Origin of the sequence: Streptomyces drozdowiczii, from assembly GCF_026167665.1 — a bacterium.
GTDB lineage: Bacteria > Actinomycetota > Actinomycetes > Streptomycetales > Streptomycetaceae > Streptomyces > Streptomyces drozdowiczii_A.
Genome location: NZ_CP098740.1, coordinates 4,432,513 through 4,450,433, shown reverse-complemented (window position 1 = coordinate 4,450,433; position 17,921 = coordinate 4,432,513). Strand labels below are relative to the sequence as shown.

The 17,921-nt window shown below is 71.6% G+C and carries 18 protein-coding genes and 1 pseudogene; 12 read left to right on the top strand and 7 right to left on the bottom strand.

Annotated elements, in window-relative coordinates; translation table 11 throughout:
* The first annotated feature begins 6 nt into the window (after positions 1-6).
* The 3 genes and pseudogenes from NEH16_RS20300 to NEH16_RS20290 all read left to right on the top strand — a co-directional run bounded on the left by NEH16_RS20300 (position 7) and on the right by NEH16_RS20290 (position 3,724).
* Positions 7-1,002 carry an ABC transporter ATP-binding protein gene (locus tag NEH16_RS20300; protein WP_265544224.1) on the top strand — a complete coding sequence of 332 codons (996 nt, stop codon included), beginning with the start codon at positions 7-9 and terminating at the stop codon, positions 1,000-1,002.
* Positions 999-1,754, top strand: coding sequence for an ABC transporter permease (locus tag NEH16_RS20295; RefSeq protein WP_073965025.1), 756 nt, complete (start codon positions 999-1,001; stop codon positions 1,752-1,754). The genes NEH16_RS20300 and NEH16_RS20295 overlap by 4 nt, the downstream gene beginning before the upstream one ends.
* Positions 1,751-3,724: pseudogene (locus NEH16_RS20290) on the top strand (TOMM precursor leader peptide-binding protein). The gene NEH16_RS20295 and the pseudogene NEH16_RS20290 overlap by 4 nt, the downstream one beginning before the upstream one ends.
* A 68-nt stretch (positions 3,725-3,792) precedes the next feature.
* Here NEH16_RS20290 and NEH16_RS20285 read toward each other — a convergent pair.
* A complete protein-coding gene (locus tag NEH16_RS20285; protein WP_018105658.1) occupies positions 3,793-3,963 on the bottom strand; it encodes a thiazolylpeptide-type bacteriocin in 171 nt (56 codons plus the stop codon).
* Positions 3,964-4,137: 174 nt separating this feature from the next.
* Between NEH16_RS20285 and NEH16_RS20280 the strand changes: the two genes are divergently transcribed.
* Positions 4,138-5,424, top strand: a complete 1,287-nt coding sequence (locus tag NEH16_RS20280) for an amidohydrolase (protein ID WP_265544223.1) — start codon at positions 4,138-4,140, stop codon at positions 5,422-5,424.
* On the opposite strand, the gene NEH16_RS20275 is transcribed toward NEH16_RS20280, so the two are convergent.
* Positions 5,414-5,608 carry a hypothetical protein gene (locus NEH16_RS20275; RefSeq protein ID WP_265544222.1) on the bottom strand — a complete coding sequence of 65 codons (195 nt, stop codon included), beginning with the start codon at positions 5,606-5,608 and terminating at the stop codon, positions 5,414-5,416. The two genes, NEH16_RS20280 and NEH16_RS20275, sit on opposite strands and share 11 nt — an antisense overlap.
* 212 nt (positions 5,609-5,820) lie before the next feature.
* Positions 5,821-6,729: an aminoglycoside phosphotransferase family protein gene (locus tag NEH16_RS20270; protein WP_265544221.1), complete on the bottom strand. Its 909-nt coding sequence runs from the start codon at positions 6,727-6,729 to the stop codon at positions 5,821-5,823.
* A 474-nt stretch (positions 6,730-7,203) separates the two neighbouring features.
* On the opposite strand from NEH16_RS20270, the gene NEH16_RS20265 reads away from it, so the two are divergent.
* The 3 genes from NEH16_RS20265 (at position 7,204) to NEH16_RS20255 (ending at position 10,109) form a co-directional block, all read left to right on the top strand.
* Positions 7,204-7,536 (top strand): hypothetical protein, encoded by a 333-nt coding sequence (locus NEH16_RS20265; RefSeq protein WP_265544220.1) that lies wholly within the window; start codon positions 7,204-7,206, stop codon positions 7,534-7,536.
* The gene (locus tag NEH16_RS20260; RefSeq protein WP_265544219.1) at positions 7,533-8,612 is read left to right on the top strand and encodes a methyltransferase domain-containing protein; all 1,080 of its coding nucleotides are present in this window, start codon (positions 7,533-7,535) and stop codon (positions 8,610-8,612) included. Before NEH16_RS20265 ends, NEH16_RS20260 begins: the two co-directional genes overlap by 4 nt.
* A gap of 609 nt (positions 8,613-9,221) precedes the next feature.
* Complete coding sequence (locus NEH16_RS20255; RefSeq protein WP_265544218.1) at positions 9,222-10,109, top strand: LppX_LprAFG lipoprotein; 888 nt, start codon at positions 9,222-9,224, stop codon at positions 10,107-10,109.
* A 419-nt stretch (positions 10,110-10,528) separates the two neighbouring features.
* On the opposite strand, the gene NEH16_RS20250 is transcribed toward NEH16_RS20255, so the two are convergent.
* Positions 10,529-11,716 (bottom strand): methyltransferase domain-containing protein, encoded by a 1,188-nt coding sequence (locus NEH16_RS20250; protein WP_265544217.1) that lies wholly within the window; start codon positions 11,714-11,716, stop codon positions 10,529-10,531.
* A gap of 500 nt (positions 11,717-12,216) precedes the next feature.
* On the opposite strand from NEH16_RS20250, the gene NEH16_RS20245 reads away from it, so the two are divergent.
* The 3 genes from NEH16_RS20245 to NEH16_RS20235 all read left to right on the top strand — a co-directional run bounded on the left by NEH16_RS20245 (position 12,217) and on the right by NEH16_RS20235 (position 13,630).
* Positions 12,217-13,056: a helix-turn-helix domain-containing protein gene (locus NEH16_RS20245; RefSeq protein ID WP_265547277.1), complete on the top strand. Its 840-nt coding sequence runs from the start codon at positions 12,217-12,219 to the stop codon at positions 13,054-13,056.
* The gene (locus NEH16_RS20240) at positions 13,053-13,259 is read left to right on the top strand and encodes a DUF397 domain-containing protein (RefSeq protein ID WP_073965019.1); all 207 of its coding nucleotides are present in this window, start codon (positions 13,053-13,055) and stop codon (positions 13,257-13,259) included. Before NEH16_RS20245 ends, NEH16_RS20240 begins: the two co-directional genes overlap by 4 nt.
* Positions 13,260-13,426: 167 nt before the next feature.
* The gene (locus NEH16_RS20235; RefSeq protein ID WP_265544216.1) at positions 13,427-13,630 is read left to right on the top strand and encodes a DUF397 domain-containing protein; all 204 of its coding nucleotides are present in this window, start codon (positions 13,427-13,429) and stop codon (positions 13,628-13,630) included.
* Between the two features lie 452 nt (positions 13,631-14,082).
* Here the strand turns inward: NEH16_RS20235 and NEH16_RS20230 are convergent, their stop codons facing one another.
* On the bottom strand, positions 14,083-14,553 hold the full coding sequence (locus tag NEH16_RS20230) for a GNAT family N-acetyltransferase (RefSeq protein WP_265544215.1): 471 nt from the start codon (positions 14,551-14,553) through the stop codon (positions 14,083-14,085).
* A gap of 355 nt (positions 14,554-14,908) precedes the next feature.
* The gene (locus tag NEH16_RS20225) at positions 14,909-15,415 is read right to left on the bottom strand and encodes a GNAT family N-acetyltransferase (protein WP_265544214.1); all 507 of its coding nucleotides are present in this window, start codon (positions 15,413-15,415) and stop codon (positions 14,909-14,911) included.
* A gap of 461 nt (positions 15,416-15,876) precedes the next feature.
* Here NEH16_RS20225 and NEH16_RS20220 point away from each other — a divergent pair, with 461 nt between their 5' ends.
* The gene (locus tag NEH16_RS20220) at positions 15,877-16,857 is read left to right on the top strand and encodes an aminoglycoside phosphotransferase family protein (RefSeq protein WP_265544213.1); all 981 of its coding nucleotides are present in this window, start codon (positions 15,877-15,879) and stop codon (positions 16,855-16,857) included.
* A 76-nt stretch (positions 16,858-16,933) separates the two neighbouring features.
* Entirely contained in the window at positions 16,934-17,290 is a 357-nt protein-coding gene (locus NEH16_RS20215; RefSeq protein ID WP_265544212.1) for a DoxX family protein, read from the top strand.
* 18 nt (positions 17,291-17,308) lie between these two features.
* Here the strand turns inward: NEH16_RS20215 and NEH16_RS20210 are convergent, their stop codons facing one another.
* Positions 17,309-17,902: a sugar O-acetyltransferase gene (locus tag NEH16_RS20210; protein ID WP_265544211.1), complete on the bottom strand. Its 594-nt coding sequence runs from the start codon at positions 17,900-17,902 to the stop codon at positions 17,309-17,311.
* Between the last annotated feature and the right edge of the window lie 19 nt (positions 17,903-17,921).

The following is a 17,921-nucleotide window of genomic DNA, read 5'->3' as shown; positions in this document are numbered from 1 at the left end:
GGCGATATGAGTGAGGTACAGGCGATGCCCACCACCCCCGGCGAGGCCGCCGCCCCGGCCCCCGCCGTCCACGTCCGGCACGTCTCCAAGCGGTACGGGGAACGCCAGGCCCTCGACGACGTGTCGCTGGAGATCGGCCGCGGCGAGTTCTTCGGCCTGCTCGGGCCCAACGGCGCCGGCAAGTCGACCCTGGTGGAGATCATGGAGGGGCTGCGCCGGGCCGACAGCGGCACGGTCGCCGTGTTCGGCGAGTCCCCCTGGCCCCGCAACACCGCGCTGCTGCCCCGGGTCGGCATCCAGACCCAGTCCTCCGCGTTCTTCGTACGGCAGCGGGCGCACGAGCACCTGCGTACCGTCGCCGCCCTCTACGGCGCCCCGCGCAGCGCCGTGGACGCCACGCTGGAGGCCGTCGGGCTCACCGAACAGCGCGACATCCAGGTGGAAAGCCTCTCCGGCGGGCAGCGCCAGCGCCTCGCCATCGCCTCCGCCCTCGTCCACGGCCCCGAGCTGATCTTCCTGGACGAGCCCACCGCCGCCCTCGACCCGCAGGCCCGCCGCGATCTGTGGGAGGTGCTGCGCGGCCTCAAGGCACAGGGCCGCACCATCGTCTACACCACCCACCACCTGGACGAGGCGGAAGCGCTCTGCGACCGCATCGCGATCCTCGTGGACGGCACGGTCGCGGTCACCGACACCCCGCACAACCTCGTCGGCGGGTTCAAGGCGGCCACCAGGCTGATGCTGCCGCTCGGCCGCCTCGGCGAGGACGAGGCGGCGGCCATCCCCGGCGTCGACCGGGTCACCGTCCAGGGCGGCTCCCTCGTCCTGGAGACCCGCGAGGCCGGCCGCGTCCTCAGCGCCGTCGACAAGCTGACCGGTCTCGACGGCGTCCAGACCCGCACCGCCGGCCTGGAGGACGTCTACCTCGACCTCACGGCCCGGCTCACCCGGTCCGCGCACACCCCCCGCCGGAACGCCGACACCACGGAGCACCAGCCATGAGCGCCTACGCCGCACTGGCCGCAGCGGGCTACCGCGCCCAGATCCGCGACAAGAGCACCCTCTTCTTCACCTTCGCCTTCCCGCTCCTCTTCCTCGTCGTCTTCGGCCTGATCTTCCGGGGCCAGGACGTCGAGGAGAGCGGCCTCTCCTACCTCTCGTACACCGCTGCCGGCGTCCTGTCCTGGGGCGTCGCCAACGCCGCCGTCTTCGGTATCGCGTTCACCCTGATGCAGTGGCGGAACGACGACATCCTGCGCCTGATCCGGATGTCCCCGGCCCCGCTGTCCGCCGTCATCGGCTCCCGTTACGTCCTCGCCCTGGTCGTCGGGGCCGTGCAGTCGCTGCTGTTCGTCGGCGTCGCCATGCTGCCGGTGTTCGGCCTGCGGCCCGCTTCCGGATGGCCCCTGCTGATCCCGGTGCTCCTCCTCGGTGTCACCACCTTCCTGCTGCTCGGCGTCATCATCGGCTCCTTCGCCGACACCCCGGAGTCCGTCGCGGCCGTCGCCAACTTCCTGATGCTGCCGATGGCGTTCCTCTCCGGCTCCTTCTTCCCGCTGGACTCGATGCCGTCCTGGCTCCAGCACGTCTCCGTGGTCCTGCCACTGCGCTACCTCAACGACGCCGTGTCCCACGCGATCGCCGGACGCGGGGGCCCCTCCGACGTCTGGGTGGGCTGCGCCGGACTCGTCGTCTTCGCCCTGGTCTTCGGCGCCGTCGCCGTCAAGACCTTCCGCTGGACGAGGTCCTCATGAGCACCCCGACACGCACCGCCCCCGCCCCCGTCCTCGCCCCCGTCCTCGCCCCCATGGAGGCGGCCAGGGCCCTGCTCCGCACCGCCCTGGCCGACCGGACCGGGCGGGACCTCCCCGTCGTCCCGGTCGGCGCCACCGACGCGACCGGCGCGCTCGGCGACCGGGGCGCCCCGGACCCCTGGGCGGCCGAACGCCCGGACGCCCGCGTCCATCTCACCGCCTCCGCCGTCCTCATCGGCCCCTGGGGCGGCGACGGCACCGCCCCCGCCTGCGGGCGCTGCCTCGCGATGCGCTGGCAGCGCCTGCGCAGCCGCAGCGAGCGGGACGCCCTGGAGACCGGCGGCCCCGACGGCCCGCGCCCCACGGGCGCCTGGCCGCTGCTCACCGACCACGCCCACGACGCCGTGGCCGCGCTGTGCCGCGCGCTGCTGGACGGCCCCGGCGCCGAACCCCCGCCCCCGGCCCGGCCGACCGGCTCCTGCCCCAGGTCACCCGCCTCGACCTGGCCACCCTCCAGGTGCGGACGTACCCGCTGCTCGCCGACCCCCGCTGCCCCGACTGCGCCCCGCCCCCGCCCCCGCCGGGCCCCGCCCGCTGACCCTCGTCGCCCGCCCCAAGCCCGACCCGGACGGCTACCGGCTGCGCCCCGCGTCCTCGTACCCCCTGCCGGAAGAGGCCCTGGCCAACCCCGTCTGCGGGATGCTGGGCGGCGGCACCTGGTCCGACGTCACCTCGCCGACGACCGCGCCCGTCGCCGGCAGCGTCTTCGTACGCGGCTACGCCGGGCTCAACGACGTCACCTGGAGCGGCCAGGAGAACGCCTTCTCCACCAGCCGCACCCTCGCCTTCCTGGAGGGCCTGGAACGCTACGCCGGAACGCACCGGCGCGGCCGGACCACCCCCGTCACCGGTTCCTGGACGGAGCTGCGGGCCGACGCCGTCGACCCCGTCGTCTGCGGCCTCTACGATCCGCGCACCTACCGCGACGACCCGCTCGTGGACCCCTTCGACCAGGACCGGGCGATTCCGTGGGAGTGGGGCTGGTCGCTGCGCGACGACAAGCCCGTCCTCGTGCCGTCCCGGCTCGTCTACTACAGCGCGGGGGTGACCGCCGACAACTTCGTCTTCGAGTGCTCCAACGGCTGCGCCATCGGCGGCGGCCTGGAGGAGGCCGTCCTCGGCGGCCTGCTCGAACTCGTCGAACGGGACGCCTTCCTCAACGCCTGGTACGGCAACGCCCGGCTCACCGAGATCGACCTGGCCACCGTCGGCGGACGGGCCGCACCCGCCATGGCCGAACGCGCCGCGCTCCAGGGCTACGACGTCCACGCCTTCGACAACCGCGTCGACCTGGCCGTCCCCGTCGTGACCGCGCTCGCCGTACGCCGCGACGGCGGCCCCGGCGCCCTCTCCTTCGCGGCGGCCGCCTCGCTGGACCCGCGGGCCGCGGTCGAGGGGCGCTGTCCGAAGTGCTCACGTACATCCCGCACCTCTCCCGCCAGACCGAGGAGCGCCGGGACGAACTGGAGGCGATGGCCGACGACTTCGACCTCGTACGCCACCTCAAGGACCACGCCCAGCTCTACGGCCTGCCCAGGATGACCGCCCACGCCGACAGCTACCTGCGCCCCCTGGCCGTACGCCCCTTCGGCGAGGTCTACCGGGACTGGGAGGCCACCGGCCGCCCCCGCACCGGCGACCTGCGCGACGACCTCCGCGCCGTCATCGGTGAACTCGCCCGCGCCGGGCACGACGTGATCGCCGTCGACCAGACCACCCCGGAGCAGGAACGCATGGGCCTGCGCACCGTCGCCACCCTCGCCCCCGGGCTCCTGCCGATCGACTTCGGCTGGAACCGCCGCCGCGCCCCCTTCATGCCCCGCCTGCGCACCGCGCTCCGCCGGGGCGGCCACCGCACCACGGACCTGACCGAGGCGGAGATGCGCATGGTCCCGCACCCCTTCCCGTAGCCCGGGGACGGCGAAACGCCCGGTACCCGTCCGGAAGGACGACGGATACCGGGCGCGCACACCGTCCGTCAGGCGGTGCAGGAGGTGGTGCTGGTGGTGGAGCTGCACGTCGAGGTCGAGCTGCAGCTGGTCGAACCGGCGAGCACGACCTCGCTGGCGTCCGAGTAGTCCGAGATCTCGAAGGTCTCGGCCTCCAGCTCGAGGATCTCGTCGGCGAGGGTGCTGAGGTTCTTCTCCATGGTGTCTCCTCCGGTCCGGGGCCACCGTGTCCGGGGGCCACCAACGGGCGTACGCCCCGGTGGGGGTGTACGCCGACCATTCCACCGCCCGCCGCTCACCGCTCGGCATGCGTCCCGCACACACATCGCTGGCACCCGACGCCAGCGCCCCCGACGAGCACGCCAGGAGCCTCCGTGACCCACCTGACCGCGCCTCAGGAAGCGGCCCACCCCGCGCTTTCCCCGGCGCTCACCCAGGAAGCGATCCGCCCCGCCCTCACCCTCTACCTGGACGTCCACCGCCACCCGGAGACGTCCGGCGAAGAGGCCCGCACCGCCGCCCTGTTCGCGGACCGGCTCGCCGCCGCCGGCCTCGACGTCACCCGGGGCGTCGGCGGCCACGGAGTCGTCGGCGTCCTCCGCAACGGCGACGGCCCCCGCGTCTACCTGCGCGCCGAACTCGACGCCCTGCCGATCCAGGAGCTCACCGGCCTCCCGTACGCGAGCACCGGCCCGGCCATGCACGCCTGCGGCCACGACCTCCACCTGGCGGCGGCCACCGGCGCGGCGGACCTGCTGGCCCGCACCGCCCCCCACTGGCGCGGCACCCTCGTGGTCGTGGGCCAGCCCGCCGAGGAGACCCTGACCGGGGCCCGCGCCATGCTGGCGGACGGCCTGTACGAGCGGTTCGGCAGACCCGACGCCGTCCTCGCCCAGCACGCCGCCCCGCTCCCCGCCGGCCTGATCGCGCACGGCGGCCCGCACGCGCCGGTCGCCGCCGCGAGCGCCGCCCTCACCGTCGTCGTGCACGGCCGGGGCGGCCACGCGGCGGTCCCGCACCTCACCGTGGACCCCGTGGTCACGGCCGCGGCGGTGATCGGCCGCCTCCAGACGGTCGTCGCCCGGGAGGCGGCCCCCGCCGAGCAACTCGCCCTCACCGTGGGCACCGTGAGGGCCGGTACGGCCGTCAACGTCGTCCCGGACACCGCCGAACTGGGCATCGGCCTGCGCGCCCTCGCCGACGACACCCTGGACCGGGCGCTGGCGGCGGTGGACCGGATCGTCCGGGCCGAGTGCGCCGCGTCGGCCTGCCCCCGCGACCCGGACCTCACGGTGCTCTCCCGCTCCCCGGCCCTGCACGGCGACCCGGCCGCGACGGAGCGGGTCCGCGCCGCCCACACGGCCCTGTACGGCCCGGCACGCGTCACCGGCTGGCCCCCGTCCCTGGCCGCCGAGGACTTCGCCCTCTACGGGGACGCGGGCCGCGAACTCCACGGCGAGGCCGGAATCCCGCTGGTCTACTGGATGCTGGGCACCACGAGCCCCCGCCAGTGGGCGGCCACCGGCGGCGCGGACATCCCCCCGAACCACTCCCCCCGCTTCGCCCCGGCGATCCGCACCGCACTCCCCGCGGCGATCACGGCCCTCACGGCGGCGGCGGTGGACCGGCTGGCCGGGCGCTGGGCACGGGCTAGCGGTTGACCGACACGACGAGGTACGCCCATACGAGGACCACCAGGAGGCACGCCACGGCGACCAGGACGGCGGCGCAGCCGAGCGCCGTCACCGTGCCGCTGATCGCCGTCCAGCCCACCCGCGTGGCACGCCGCGCACGCCGGACGGCGTCGTCGTAGGCACGGTCGTCGTCCCAGTCATCTCCGGCCACGCTTCCCTCCCCGTTCGCCCCGAGCGCCGCGCGCGAGTGTGTGCTCGCCGCAGCCCTCCGTAGTCTGACCGTATGCCTTCCGCGCCGGTCGTCGGTCACGACGAACGACGCGGCCGACTCCGCCCCCGTCACAGCGTGGAGGCGGCGCACCGGCGGCTGCGGAGCCCCAACTCACCCATCTTTTACGGGCTCCGCAACGCAAGGCACTCGCCTCACGACCCCAGCGACGCGACCAGCCGCTCCAGTGACCTCCGAGCGGGCGGCCCCCACGTCGACTTCCCGTTGGGGAGCCCCCGGTCACCGTCGTCCGCGATGAGGAGACCACTCAGTGCGCGCAGGACCGCCCAGCCCCGGGCGCGGCGGAGAGTCGCCACGTCCGGGGCGGGCCGATAGGCGGCGTGGAAGCGGTCGGCGGCGTTGTCCGGGAGGAGAATCCAGGCGGCGGCAAGGTCGCAGGCCGGGTCACCGGCGAAGAGGTCACCGAAGTCGATGACCCCGCAGAACGTGCCGTTGGCGGTCAGCACGTTGGCGGGATGCAGATCGCCGTGGAGCCACAACGCGGGCCCGTCCCAGTCCGGAGCGCCGACGGCGTCCTCCCAGACCCGACGAACGCCGTCCGGATCCACGAAGAGCCCCCTCTCGGCAACGGCCCCGAGCGCCCGCCCGAAGCCCTCCCCGTAAGGCCCCAACGGCCCCCCGCGCCCCCGCCCGACGGGCGCGCCGTCCGGAGCCACCCGATGCAGCGCACTGAGAAACCCGGCCAACGCGTCGGCCGCATCCTCGCCCCGCGTAGCCGGAACCCGGTCAGCGGGCTCCCCCGGCACCCAAGTGGTGACCAACCAGGGCCGCGGAAACCGCTCGGACGGCACCCCGAGCCGCTGCGGCACGGGCACCGGCAACGGCAGCCCCGGAGCCAGCCCGGGCACCCAGGCATGCTCCTTCAACAACAACTCATCAGCGGACGAGGTCGCCCACGGCAACCGCACGACAAGCCCATCCCCCAGCCGCCACACCTGATTGTCCCAGCCACGCGCGGCAAGCCTGAGAGGCAGATCCGCCAGGTCGGGGTGCTGGTCGCGGAGCAGGCCGCGAATGAGGTCGGACGTCAGCTCGGCGGTCATGGGAGGGGAGCGTAGCCGGGCGGGTGCGGCAAGAAGACCGACCTGGACGAAGCGGCACCTCATTGTTGGCGCCCCGCGCGTGCGGGGAGCGAAGCAGGGCCTGAAGGACGCCACCCACCGGACGGGGCGTCCCCGCGCGTGCGGGGAGCAGACTGCCTGACCTGCGACGTTATCTCGCGATGGCAGCGTTTCTGACCACTTTCATACATTCCGGCATATCAACCTCACGACACCAAGCCAGATATTTGCATCGTTTGCCCTCCCGAGACTAAGTGAGACTCAAGTCCGTTTACCCGCAGGCCGGTTCACACCTTCAACGCGGCCACCTCGCGCACCTGTTCACCCATGTCCCGCACCGCCCGGGATCTGCCGTGCAGCCACACCCTTCGCATCGTCTCGAAGCACTCATCCCCACGGGCCGTCGACAGCAAGGCATAGTCGTCGAGGAGTATCCGCCAGGAGGACATCCCGAAGATGTACGAGGTACGCCTGGTCGTCGTGGACGGCAACATGTTCGCCGGAACCATCGTCGGCACATCGGAGAAGGCCCGTACCGACTGGCGGACCGATTACGAGAACCTTGAGTACGGCACGACTGAAGTGCCCGAATCGGTCGGGGATGCCGTCCGGCGGTTCATGGCCTCGTACAGGATCGTGTTCGGCTCCTTCGATTTCGCCGTAACCCCTGATGACACATGGGTGCTCTTCGAGAACAACCCGGCCGGCACATGGTCCTGGGTCGAGAATCGCACCGGCCTGCCCATCGCCGCCGCGCACGCCGACTACTTGCAAGGGGTCACGACATGACCGATCCGAACTCTCACACGTCGGCCGCCCTACGCGCCCGGTTCGCCGCAGCCCTCGGCGAAGGCGGCCGCCAGAGCCAGTGGTTGGCCGCGTTTGCCGACGTGCCGCGCGAGCACTTCGTACCCAGCTTCTACCGGCAGGACGCGGAGGGGCGCTGGTACGAGGTCTCCGAGGAAGACCCGGGCTATCTGGAGGCCGTCTACTCGGACACCGCGCTCACGACGCAGCTGGACGCGCACGGTGTACCGACCTCCTCGTCCAGCGAGCCCGGGCTGATGCTGGCCATGCTCGACGCGCTGGACGCCGAGCCGGGGCATCGCCTCTTCGAGCTCGGGCTCGGCACCGGTTACAACGCCGCCCTGGCCTCGTCGCTCCTCGGAAGCGACAACGTCGTGAGCGTCGATGTGGACCCCAGCCTCGTCCGGCGCGCCCGACGGAACCTGGAACGAGGGCGTTACCGGCCTCGCGTCTACGCCGGCGACGGCGCGGAGGGCCGTCCGGACAGGGCCCCGTACGACCGCGTCATCGCCACGGCCGCCCTGCGTCGCATCCCACCGGCTCTGCTGGCGCAGGCCCGCCCGGGAGCGGTCGTCGTCGCGCCGGTCGGCTTCGGGGTCGCGCGGCTCGTTGTCTCGGAGCACGGGGAGGCGACCGGCCGGTTCCTTCCCGTACCCGCGTACTTCATGCCGCGCCGCGGGCCCGCGAGGCCCCCGGACTTCGCGGGGCTGGAGACGCAGGCGGGCCGGGCCACGTCGGTACGCGTGGCCGACCTACTGGACCGGCTGAAGTTCCCCCTGTCCCTGGCCCTTCCCGGGTACCGCTCGTGCTCCTGGCGTGACGACGAGGGTGAGGTCACCGGGGTGGGCCTCTGGACGGAGGACGGCTCCACAGCCACGCTCCATGCGTCGGGAAGGGCGCGGCAGATCGGCCCGCGACGCCTCTGGGACGCGGTGGAGGAGCTGTCCTCGGTCTTCCCGGATGGGACGCCCGCCCGGGAGGACTTCGGCCTTACGGTGACGCCGGCGGGGCAGCGGGTCTGGTACGGGGAGGCGGATGGGCGCTCCTGGGCGCTGTAGTTGGGCCGGGGCGGCATGGACGCACGGGGGCGGGCCCTGCCCCTCGCGGGCGATTCCGGGGGGGCGGAGCTGGGTACGGATTGGTGCGGTCGCCGGTGAGGCTATGCCCGCGCGTGCGGGGAACACAGCTCGTACTCGCCCCTTCCGGCTCCACCCTCTGGGGGCCATCCCCGCGCGTGCGGGGAACACGTCATCGAGGGTACGGAGCACGAGCGCATCACGGGGCCATCCCCGCGCGTGCGGGGAACACTCTCCGTGACCTGCGGCTTTGTCTCCCGTCAGGACCGGTTCTGACCACCTTCACGCACTCCGGCATACACGCTTAAACGATCACACATCAGGCATACGCGGCAAGCGTACGCCAACGCCCTTGGACCCTAAGCCTGTTCGCCGTCGCATGCCACCGACACCTACATGCCTCCAAGCCCCGCAAAGCCCTCCCACCCAAGGGTCAGCCATAGGCAGGGGCGCTTCCGCGCATCAGAAAGCCCGCCTGGACGCGAACTACTGCGGCTGGCGTAGAACGGCAGCCGCTTCGCATGCGGGATCACCTTCCGGGCACCGGGCGCATACCTGACGTAACGGTTTCGGTTTGGGGAGGCTGCTGTGATGACGAATGTGAAGACCCGGGGGACCAGGGCGGCTGCGTACGGGGTGGCGGGCCTGCTGGCCGTTGCTGCGCTTGCCGGGTGCGGGTCGGACGACAAGGACGACGCGGGGAAGGACACAAAGTCCTCCGGGGCGGGCAAGACGGCCGACTCGTCGCCCTCCCAGGTCGTACAGGCGACCAACAAGAAGACCACCGAGGCCGGGTCCGCGCGCGTGAAGATCACGACCTCGGTCAGCGCCGAGGGGCAGAGCCGGACAGTCACCGGCTCCGGCGTCATGGACTTCGAGGATGGCGAGAGCAAGCTGACCATGGAGCAGTCGGGTCAGCGGCTGGAGCAGCGGGTCGTGGACAAGATGATCTACCAGAAGCCGCCGAAGGGCGAGGGCGGCCTGCCCGGCGGCAAGAGCTGGATGAAGATCGACATGGAGAAGCTGCGGACCTCCGGTGCCGCCGGAAGCAGCCAGGTGAGCGATCCGACCGATTCCTTCGCCTACTCCAAGTCGCTGTCCGAGAAGGACGTGAAGAAGGTCGGTACGGAGAGCGTGGGCGGGGTCGAGACGACCCATTACAAGGTCGACCTGGACATCGACAAGCTGGCCAAGGGCGACGCCACGCAGGCCCGGAAGCTGCGCGAACAGCTCGGCGAGACCGTGCCGGTGGACCTGTGGGTCGACGGCAAGGGGCTGATGCGCCGCCAGCAGATCGAGATCGCCGCACAGCCGGCCGGGGGCGCGAAGGACTCCGGTTCCGCGAACCGGGGCAAGGCGAAGGTCGTCATGGACTTCAGCGACTTCGGAACCGACGTCGACGTCGACGCGCCCGCCGTCGGGGACACCGTCGATGTGACGGACAAGGTCGTCAAGCAGGCGGGCGGCCAGCAGTCCTGAGGCGACGCACTATCCGGCGGAAGGCCCCACCCGGCCCGGTGGGGCCTTCCGCGAGTAGTGGAGCTGGGCGCGGACGGTCTGGTCGTCGGTGGGGCCGCCCCTGCGCGCAGGGGAGCAGAGCGGGTTCCCCCATCGTCCTTAATCGTCCTACGCCTATCGTCAGGCCCACCCCGCACGCGCGGGGAGCACTACGCGCCGACCCCTGACGATCCCGAGGGTCCGGGACCATCCCCGCACGCGCGGGGAGCACACTGCGCGACCTGCTGGTTTGTCCCGGACGAGTGGCGTTTCTGACCACTTTCACCGACTCCGGCATAACCACCCCAACAGACCCACAGCAGGCATACACCCAGCACCCTAGGCCAACCACCAACTCAAGCAGGCCCATTCCCGTCAGCCCGCCCCGCACCGCCGCCCCCTCACACCCACTCCCCCACCTCATCCACCCAAACCCGCTCCTCCCCCACCCCCCGCACCGTCACCCCGAACCGCTCCCACCCCGGACTCCCCCGCTCCACCCACCACGCATACGCACCCTCCACCTCATCCCACAACCGCCGCTCCCCCCGCTGCCACACGCGAGCAGCCGCCTCCCCGTCCTCCACCAGCACACACGCCCACGACCGGTCGTTTCGGCTGTAGAACCAGTGGGGTTGCGTGCCGCGCACCTTCGCGGCGGGGATGTACGTGCAGGCGGGGACGCGGAGGCCCAGCGCGAAGGCCAGCGGGCTGAAGCGGTCGGCTGCGGCGGCCAGTGCCCTCGCCGCGTCGGACCTGGTCGTCGTCGGCGGGGCCGACGGGAGGCCGGGCGCGTACGACTCATGGTCGATCGGCGCCGACCGGTGCGCCCTCAGCTTCATGAATTCCACCGGCCCCACGAAGCGCCCGCTCGCGCTCTTCCCCGCCGCGTCCACCGTCAACCGCAGAACCGCGTCGGCAGAGGTGAAGCCCGTTCCCCACGGCGCCACGATGACACCCCCGGGCCGCGTCTGCTCCACCCACGCGTACGGGATCTCCCGCACCCCGCACGTAGCGATCACCCGGTCGAACACGCCCCGCCCCGGCGCCCCCGCGCGCCCGTCTCCGTGGATCACCTCCACCGGCGCGCCGAAGAAGTGGTCCAGGGCCTCGCGCGCCCGGTGCGCCACCGCCTCGTCCACCTCCACGCTGACGACGTTCCCCTCCCCCACCTTGTGGGCCAGCAACGCCGCGTTCCAGCCCGTCCCCGTACCGATCTCCAGGACGCGGCAGTAGTCGTCCACCGTGAGCGCGTCGAGCATCCGGAAGGCCACGCTCGGCATCGAGGCCGACGACGTCGACAGCCGCCCCGGCACGCGGCCGGCGTGCTCCCCGTCGTCCCACTGCGTCACGATCGGCACATCCGCGTCCGCGAAACCGCGCCACGCCCGCGCGTCCTCCGTCCGCGATACGTGGACCGTCCTCCCGGTCGCCATGTCGTACGGCCAGATCGTGTCCGGTAAGAACGCCTGCCGGGGCACCCGCGCATACGCGTCCAGCCAGCCGGACTTCAGTACGCCGCCCGTCGTGAGCGCGTACGCCACGTCCTCGCGGGTGGCATACGCGCTGATCGTCGTCCGCTCGCTCATGCCGCCGCCCCGCCCCTCGGGGGATCGGTACGGCCCGGCCCACCCGCCGCCCGTACCACGACGCCGTTCGTCGTTCCGCTCATGACCTCGTCCACTCCGTTCAGCCGCTCACGGGCGGCGTGTTGACGACCCGGCTCCCCAGGCGCCCGCGCCGTCACAGCCGGTACTTCGCGTGCATCGCGTTCGTCTCCCGTACGCGTACGAGAAGGTCCTCCGACGACGCCCCGGCCTTCGCAGGCCCATCCGGGCAGATGGGAGCCCCGCACCGGCACGGCGGGAACGCCGCGAGCGACGCGTAACGAGAGATGTCCGGGTCCCTCCGCAACTCGCTGCTCAGGGGTTCTTCGTCGGTTCGGGTGGGGAGTGGGCCGGGGGCCGGCGCGGTTCCATGCTCTTCGACAGGCACGCTTTCGTGTCCCTCCGTAGCGGTTTCACTACCAGACGCGCTCAGCGTGACCTAGCCTCGCAAAGTCATCAACGTGGCAGCCAGGGAGGGCATATTGGTCAACATCAAGGAGCTGAATCCGGACGCGTCACCGCAGGCGGCGTACGGAGCGCGTTTACGCAGGATGCGTGAGGCTCGCGGCTGGATTCAGGACCACATCGCCACAATGGTCGGCTGCACCGGGCGGCACGTATCCGCGATCGAAACTGGTCGTAAATCCGCAACCCTGCCGTTCTCGCGGAGATTGGACGTCGCGCTCGAACTCGTCGGCACGCCGGACTCGTTCGAACGCGAGTGGCGCGAGATGCGGCACGGCAGCCTTCTGGAGGGTTTCCCCGAGTACGTGGGCTACGAGGGCCGGGCTGTGGAGATCCGACTGTTTCGCATCGGCCTCATCCCTGGACTGATGCAGACCCAGGAGTACGCGCGAGCGGTGGCCGAGGGGGACTTGCGACGTGGCTCCATCACCCCCGAACAGGCCGATGAGCGGGTCTCGTTCATGATGGAGCGGCAGGCCGCGCTCGACAGGCCCCGGCCACCGATGATGTTCGTCGTCATGGACGAGAGCTGTCTCCTCCAAGCGGTCGGCGGTCCGAAGGTCATGAACGCACAACTGGAACGATTGGAAGAGTTGGCCGCGCGCCCCAACTGGATCATTCATGTATCGCCATTCGCCATAGGCGCGCGACGGTCGTTCGACATGCCGGTCAACTTGCTCACGCTCGCCGACCGGTCCGTCGTCGCGTACGCCGAGTCCCAGGTGCAGGGATACGTCGACCGAGAGCCGTCGTCCGTGGTGCCCATGCTCACGGCCTACCATCAGCTTCAGGGCGAAACGCTGTCCACAGCAGCGTCGTTGGCCATGATCAGTCAGTTGCGAAAGGGCACCCCGTGACGAACGAATCCCCCCGTTGGTACAAGTCCTCGTACAGCTCGAACGGCGGCGACTGCGTCGAGGTGGCCGCGAACGTCGCCACGACGGGGGCCGTTCCCATCCGTGACTCCAAGCAGGTCGGCGGCCCGACCCTGACCGTCTCCACCGACGCGTTCTCGTCCTTCGTCGACGGCGTCAATGCCGGCAGGTTCGGCACCGTCTGAGTAACGACGAGTCGCTGTTACGCAGCCCCACCGCGTCCGGCGCGGTGGGGCTTTCGCTGCCCGCGCGCATCCGGAATCGGGCCGAAACGGGCCTCTTCACGCAGACACCTACGCCCTACTCTTCAGCACGAAGACCGACAGCATCCGGATGCGATGGGACTCCCGCGATGACCGAATCCCTCCGTTGGTACAAGTCCTCGTACAGCTCGAACGGCGGTGCCTGCGTCGAGGTGGCCACGAACCTGGCGACGACGGGGGCCGTTCCCGTCCGCGACTCCAAGCGGCCCGGCGGCCCGGGGCTGACGGTCTCCACGGAGGCGTTCTCGTCGTTCGTGGAAGGTGCCGGAACGGGAGAGTTCGCCACGGCCTGAGCACCCGACCAGCCGCTGTTACGGGGCCGCGCCACCCACTGCCGCGCTCAGCGACGGGCGCACCGCCGTTCAGGCCCGGCGCTTGAGCATGACGACGCACGCCCGGCCGCGGGCCGGGTCCTGCGGCCGGGCGACCTCCCACCAGCCGCCCCCCGTACGGCTCCCCGCTGACAGACCGCTCTTAGAACGCCGGCCGATCAGACAAACGATCCCCGCGAGGCACCCTCCCCGCACAGGACCAGGAGGCGCGCACCGTCTCTGTGGCCGTGGGACCATCCCCGCGCGCGCGGGGAGCACTCTCCGTGACCTGCGGCTTTGTCTCGCGTGGGCGTGGTTTCTGACCACTTTCACTCATTCCGGCATAACCGCCTCAAGTTCAACAAAGCAGGCACACGCCGCAAGCGTAGAACAACACCCGCGCCTCCAGGCCCCGTTCACCGCAACCACCCACCTCACCCCTCCACCCCCACCCGGTGCACCACCTTCCCCTCCACCACCTCAAAGCCCAGCGCCCCGTAGAACGCCAAAGCCTGCGCGTTGTCCGTGTCCCCCATCCACTCCATCCGACTGCACCCAGGGCGGGCAGACGCCACCACTCGGAGTTCCGCCATCAGGTGGGCGCCCACGCCACCTCCCCGCCACGGTTCCCTCACGTACAGCTCCTTCAGGAACAGCGCATGCGTCGTCCCCGTCGCCGGCCAAAGGAACGAGTACGCGGCCATCCCGGCCAGGGTCCCGTCGCCCGGGTCCGCGACCAGTGCCTGAGCGAGCGGGATCGGGGCGAACAACGAATCCTCAATCTGGGTGTGGCGTTCCGTGAGCGGCTGGATCTCCGTGGCTCCGTAGAAGCGTTCGATCTCCTCGATCAGGGCTGCGAGGGACGGGATGTCGTCGCGTCGGGCGGGGCGGATTGTCATCGGCATCGGGTGTCTCCCTCGGCGGTGGATCTCGTACGTGCGCCTCGGGCGCGCACCGCATGTGACCATGCCCCCATAGGTGCCCGCCTCAACTGCGGCCGGGCGCTCGACAGCCTCGTCGCCCCTGAAGGTTCCGCCTACGCCCCGCGCACCGGCGATCCCGCCCTGCCCGATGGGAGCTGGTGCACGCCGTAAGCGGCCTCGGCTACGAGAGGGGCAGCGGCTCACGCCACCCGCGCTGGGCGCCTTCGACGACCCGACCTCGCGCTCGGGTCGCTCCGGGACTCTCGGTCCCCGTCGTACCGGCCGCTGTTACGGGCGCCGGGCCGCCCACTGCCGCGCGGCGGCGGGCGCGTCCCGTTCAGGCCAGGTGCTTGTGCATGACGATGCACGGGCGGTCGTGGGCCAGGTCCTGACGCCGGTCGATCTCATGCCACCCGAGGGACTTCCAGAAGGCCAACGCGTCCGGGTTGTTCTCAAGTACGGCGAGCCGGAGACCACTCCGCCCTTCGGCGCGAAACCGGTCCTCGACCAGCCCGACGAGCCGGCGCCCGATCCCCGTACGGCGGGCACGGCCGTCCACCATGAGCAGCCCGATCCAGGGCAGACCGTCCTTCGGATGCCGACGCAGCAGACAGACGACCCCGACGAGCCGCCCTTCCCCACTGCGCGCGAGAAACACCTCGCCGCCCTCCACGGCGACCTCGCGGCGCAGATCGGCCTCGACCTGCGCCGCCTGGATGTCGTCGCGGTCGTACTCACCTGCCGCGCGCCAGTAGTCCGGGTTGCTGGCGTAGAGGGCGACGACTTCACGGATCTCCTCGGGGGTGAAGCGCAGGGGGTGGAGGGCGAGGGGGTGGGGCGACATGTCGGCCAGGGTACGGGGCGCTGCCTGCCGTCCCCGCGAGGTGCGGGGAAAGCGGACGAGTTCGACGCGCTGGTCTGGTGGCGGGGCCCCGCGTGCGGGGAGCACCTCCCGCGCCCGCGCCGCCTTCCGCCGTTCCTGGGACCGTCCCAGTGTGTGCGGGGAGCACGACCCCAGGGTCGAGGAGAAGGCCACGACTCCGGGACCAACCCCGCGCGTGCGGGGAGCACCAGCAGGAGCACGATGGCGAAGCCTCCGGCGAGGGACCACCCCCGCGCGTGCGGGGAGCACTCTTCCTGACCTGCGGCTTTGTCTCGCGGCAGGGCCGCTTCTGACCACCTTCACGCACTCCGGCATAACCACCCCAACGCATGCATCGCCACCCTAGGCCAACAACCCCCAGCCACGACCCCTGTTCACCCTTTCCCGAGCCCCGTCCCGCCCCGCCCACGTAAGGTGCCCGGATGATCGTCATTCCCGAGGAGTTCGCGCGGACCACCGTCGAGCGCGAAGGCGAAGCCGGGGCGCGGTGGATCGCGGAACTGCCGGGTCTCGTACGCGACTTGGTCGACGCCTGGGGCTGCACCTCCGACGGCCCCCTCACCCACGGCGGCGTCGGCGTCATCGTCCCCGTACGCCGCGACCACACGCCCCCCGCCGTGCTCAAGGTCTCCTTCCCGCACCCCGGTAACGACCACGAGCCCGACGCCTTCACCGCCTGGGGTGGGCGTGGGGCCGTAAGCCTCTACGAACGGGACGACCGCCGGTACGCGATGCTGCTGGAGCGGGCCTCGGCGGTGACCCTCGCCGAGGCCGTCGGCGGGGACGACGTGGTCGTCGTCGCCGCGCGGCTCGCGCGGCGGCTCGCCGTGCCCGCGCCGGCCGGGCTGCCCCGGCTCAGTGACCGCGCCGGGGAATGGGAGGACGCGCTGCGCACCGACGACGTCGAGTTCGCGCACCCCCTGCCGCGGCCCGTCATCGGCGCCGCCCTCGCCACCGTAAGGGAGTTGGGGCGAACGCAGCCCGACACGCTCGTCCACGGGGATCTGCACGGGCGCAACATCCTGCGGGCCGAGCGCGAGCCCTGGCTGGCCGTCGATCCCAAGGGGTACGTGGGCGACCCGGCCTACGACGCGGGAGCGCTGATGAAGTCCCGCGCGTACGCCCTCGCGGGACCGGGAGCGGGAGCGGGACCGGGACCGGGCGCCCACGACCTCCGCAGCGCCGCCCACCGCATCATCGACGTCTTCGCCGACGCCGCCGAGCTGGAGCGCGAACGCGTCCGCCGCTGGGCCCAGTTGCACGCCGTACAAGCCGCCTTCTGGGCCCGGCGGCACGGGTTCCGGGTCGCTCGCGGCGGGCCCGAGCTGGAGTGGGTCACCGCCTTCGCGGACCGGCTGGCGGAGTTGCTGACCGAGCCCTCCGGAGGGCCTTCGGCGCGTTGACCCCCACCACCTCACGTAACAGGGCCCCGAATCGTCGGCCTTGGAGAGCAGCCCCCTCAGAAGCGGAGAACAACGCATGCGCACCGCGTACCTCACGGTCACCATCCTCGGCATCTTCTTCAACGGTGCCGCCGCCGTGACCTACCTCATCGGCCACGAGTACCCCAAGTCCCAGGCCGACATGAAGGGCATACCCCGCAAGTACGTCCCCTGGCTCGGCATGTGCCTGGCCGCAGGCACCCTCGGGCTGCTCGCCGGGTTCGCCGTGCCCGCGCTCGGCACGCTCGCCGCGTGCGGGCTCATCCTCTACTTCATCGGCGCGATCATCGCCCATGTGCGGGTCGGATCAAGAAATATCGTCGGCGGGATCGTGTTCCTGGCGACGGCCATCGCCGCGCTGATCCTGGGCGTCCAGTACCACGGGGCCTGGTGAGCCGGGGCCGGACAGGCCCTAGGCGCGGCTCGCGAGGTCCGCGTCCGTGATCGGCCGGACCACCCGGCACGGCGTACCGACCGCGACGCTCATCGGAGGAATGTCGCGGCTCACGACGCTGCCCGCGCCGATCACCGAGCCGTAGCCGATACGGACACCCGGCAGGACCACCACATTGCTGCCGATCCACACCTTGTCCTCGATGACGATCGGCTCCGAGAAGCGGCCGAAATCCGCCCGGCGCGCGGGGTGCACGGGGTGGCCCGTCGTCGTCAGGGTCACGCTCGGGGCGATCATGACGTCGTTGCCGATGCGGATCTCCACGTCGTCCACGAACGTCAGGTTCACGTTGCCGAAGAAGTCGTCACCGATGTGCACGTTGCTGCCGAACGCGGCGTGGAACGGCGCCTGGAGAACCGTGCGTTCGCCCACCGAGGCGAAGATCTCGGTCAGCAGCGAACGCCGTCTCCCCGTGTCGCCCGGGGGTGTGTGGTTGTACGCGAAGATCTCGTCCTCGCGCCGGGCCGGGGCCAGGAAGGCCGCCTCGGTCTCCGTGTAGACGAGACCCTTCGCGATGCGGGCCCGTATCTCGTTCTGGTCGGTTTCAGCCATCGTGCGGGATTCCCTTCAT

What these genes read in the sequence shown, in the direction of transcription:
- NEH16_RS20300 (WP_265544224.1), top strand. Translation starts at nt 7, where the DNA reads ATGAGTGAGGTACAGGCGATGCCCACCACCCCCGGCGAGGCCGCCGCC.
- NEH16_RS20295 (WP_073965025.1), top strand. Translation starts at nt 999, where the DNA reads ATGAGCGCCTACGCCGCACTGGCCGCAGCGGGCTACCGCGCCCAGATC.
- NEH16_RS20285 (WP_018105658.1), bottom strand. Translation starts at nt 3,963, where the DNA reads ATGGAGAAGAACCTCAGCACCCTCGCCGACGAGATCCTCGAGCTGGAG.
- NEH16_RS20270 (WP_265544221.1), bottom strand. Translation starts at nt 6,729, where the DNA reads ATGACCGCCGAGCTGACGTCCGACCTCATTCGCGGCCTGCTCCGCGAC.
- NEH16_RS20265 (WP_265544220.1), top strand. Translation starts at nt 7,204, where the DNA reads ATGTACGAGGTACGCCTGGTCGTCGTGGACGGCAACATGTTCGCCGGA.
- NEH16_RS20260 (WP_265544219.1), top strand. Translation starts at nt 7,533, where the DNA reads ATGACCGATCCGAACTCTCACACGTCGGCCGCCCTACGCGCCCGGTTC.
- NEH16_RS20255 (WP_265544218.1), top strand. Translation starts at nt 9,222, where the DNA reads ATGACGAATGTGAAGACCCGGGGGACCAGGGCGGCTGCGTACGGGGTG.
- NEH16_RS20250 (WP_265544217.1), bottom strand. Translation starts at nt 11,716, where the DNA reads ATGAGCGAGCGGACGACGATCAGCGCGTATGCCACCCGCGAGGACGTG.
- NEH16_RS20235 (WP_265544216.1), top strand. Translation starts at nt 13,427, where the DNA reads ATGACCGAATCCCTCCGTTGGTACAAGTCCTCGTACAGCTCGAACGGC.
- NEH16_RS20230 (WP_265544215.1), bottom strand. Translation starts at nt 14,553, where the DNA reads ATGCCGATGACAATCCGCCCCGCCCGACGCGACGACATCCCGTCCCTC.
- NEH16_RS20225 (WP_265544214.1), bottom strand. Translation starts at nt 15,415, where the DNA reads ATGTCGCCCCACCCCCTCGCCCTCCACCCCCTGCGCTTCACCCCCGAG.
- NEH16_RS20220 (WP_265544213.1), top strand. Translation starts at nt 15,877, where the DNA reads ATGATCGTCATTCCCGAGGAGTTCGCGCGGACCACCGTCGAGCGCGAA.
- NEH16_RS20215 (WP_265544212.1), top strand. Translation starts at nt 16,934, where the DNA reads ATGCGCACCGCGTACCTCACGGTCACCATCCTCGGCATCTTCTTCAAC.
- NEH16_RS20210 (WP_265544211.1), bottom strand. Translation starts at nt 17,902, where the DNA reads ATGGCTGAAACCGACCAGAACGAGATACGGGCCCGCATCGCGAAGGGT.